2 protein-coding genes are annotated in these 1,966 nt (G+C 41.1%); both read left to right on the top strand.

The features are described 5' to 3' along the window. Window positions 1–94 precede the first annotated feature (94 nt). A complete protein-coding gene (gene queG, locus CDZ78_RS19885; protein WP_373862503.1) occupies window positions 95–1,132 on the top strand; it encodes a tRNA epoxyqueuosine(34) reductase QueG in 1,038 nt (345 codons plus the stop codon). A gap of 72 nt (window positions 1,133–1,204) precedes the next feature. After that, the coding region (locus tag CDZ78_RS19880; RefSeq protein WP_167374422.1) for a TolC family protein at window positions 1,205–1,966 on the top strand (762 nt) is incomplete at its 3' end.

Below are 1,966 nucleotides of genomic sequence, written 5' to 3'. Positions count from 1 at the left end.
AGCATTGTGTATTTCAGCTACTCAATAATTGGGAAACTTCAGTTATATAACACCCCCCTGAAATAATCGTCCAATTATAGAAATGGATATGACAATGAATGAACTGTCCCGGCAAATAAAACAATGGGGCAATGAACTAGGCTTTCAACAAGTGGGTATAAGCGATACCGATCTACAGAAGGCAGAGCAGCGTCTGCACGAATGGCTGGCAAAAGGTTATCATGCAGATATGGATTATATGCATAAGCATGGTTTAAAACGCAGCCGCCCTGCTCTTTTACAGCCTGAAACTGTTAGTATTATTTCAGTACGCATGGATTATTTACCTGAGCCTCATGAAGCTATGGAAACCACGTTAAATAATCCCATTGCCGGGTTTATTTCCCGCTATGCTCTGGGACGCGATTACCATAAAGTGTTACGCAAGCGTTTACAAAAACTCGCTAAACGTATTGAGCAAGAAGTAGGCGTATTTGGTTATCGTGCTTTTGTTGACTCCGCGCCAGTGCTAGAAAAAGCCATCGCTGAAAAAGCAGGCCTGGGCTGGATAGGTAAACACAGCAATATTATTAATAAAAAAGCAGGATCCTGGTTCTTTTTAGGTGAAATTTATACCTCTCTTCCTTTAGTTCCGGACTCTCCCAGTTCAAATCATTGTGGCCTGTGTACTTCCTGCCTTGATATATGCCCTACCCAGGCCATTGTTACACCTTATCAAGTTGATGCGCGGCGTTGTATTTCCTATCTAACAATTGAACTTAAGGGCTCCATTCCAGAAGATTTAAGACCTTTAATGGGCAATCGTATCTATGGCTGTGATGACTGCCAGCTAATCTGCCCGTGGAATCGCTTTGCCCGGATTAGTAAAGAAACTGATTTTAGCCCTAGACATAATCTCAATGCACAGCACTTAATAGAATTATTTAACTGGACCGAAGAGGAGTTTTTACATAAAACTGAAGGTTCTGCGATTAGACGCATAGGCCATCAACAATGGTTACGAAATATTGCTGTTGCTCTGGGAAATGCTCCCGCTAGTACAACAATCAGGCAAGCTTTGCATCTTAAAGTAAATCATAAAGATGAGTTGGTTAGGGAACATGTCGCGTGGGCACTAGCACAAAGCTCCTAAAAAGAAAATTACAGCCTCACATCATTGCTTTATAATATAGAACATTATTGTTCTTAGCTTTGGAAAGCGTATATGAAAAAAACGAGTATTTCAGTTTTATTGTTATTTTCTAGTGCATTGTCTGCGCAAAATTTATTAAAAACCTATGACCTTGCAGTGCAGAATGACCCTGTTTTAAGCCAGTCACTAGCTAATAAAATGGCAGTAGGCGAAACTAAGGATCAGAGTATTGCCCGGTTATTACCCACGATAAATGCGGGTTATTCCGGTTCTCAAAACTGGCAATATCAGAAGTCAAAATTTCAAACTGAGTTCGGCCAAACACGCAGTAATAAATTTTGGGATAACCAGTTTTCAATTAACCTGGTACAACCCGTTTTTCATTGGGATATGTGGGTGCAATTATCCCAGTCAGAAAAACAGATTGCCCAAGCTGATGCCAGCTACCTTGCTGAACAACAGAATTTAATTCTTAGAACTACCAGTGTTTATTTTGATGTTTTAGCTGCTCAGGACGATCTCACTTTTTCTATGTCTCAAATGAAAACCATAGCCAGGCAGCTAGAGCAGGCTCAACAGCGCTTCGAGGTTGGACTGATTGCCATTACCGATGTTTATGAAGCTCAGGCAGGTTATGATCAAAGTAGATCAGATGTTATTGCCGCAGAGAATAATGTAGCAAACGCCAAAGAAGCTTTAAGAGTAATTATTGGGCCTTACTCCTCTGAACTCAACATCTTAGGCGAGACGTTACCTCTACCAAAACCAATCCCGGATAATATAGATGAGCGGGGAGTCGCTATTTTTGCGAAAGCTTGTTTTGGGCATCCCAGC

The sequence above is a fragment of the Bathymodiolus platifrons methanotrophic gill symbiont genome (assembly GCF_002189065.1).
In the GTDB taxonomy this organism is placed as follows: Bacteria; Pseudomonadota; Gammaproteobacteria; order Methylococcales; family Methylomonadaceae; genus Methyloprofundus.
Note: the sequence above shows the minus strand (reverse complement) of the source record. Positions and strands in the feature narration are given on the sequence as shown.

Coding starts and splice junctions, on each gene's coding strand:
- queG (WP_373862503.1), top strand. CDS start 95: ATGAATGAACTGTCCCGGCAAATAAAACAATGGGGCAATGAACTAGGC.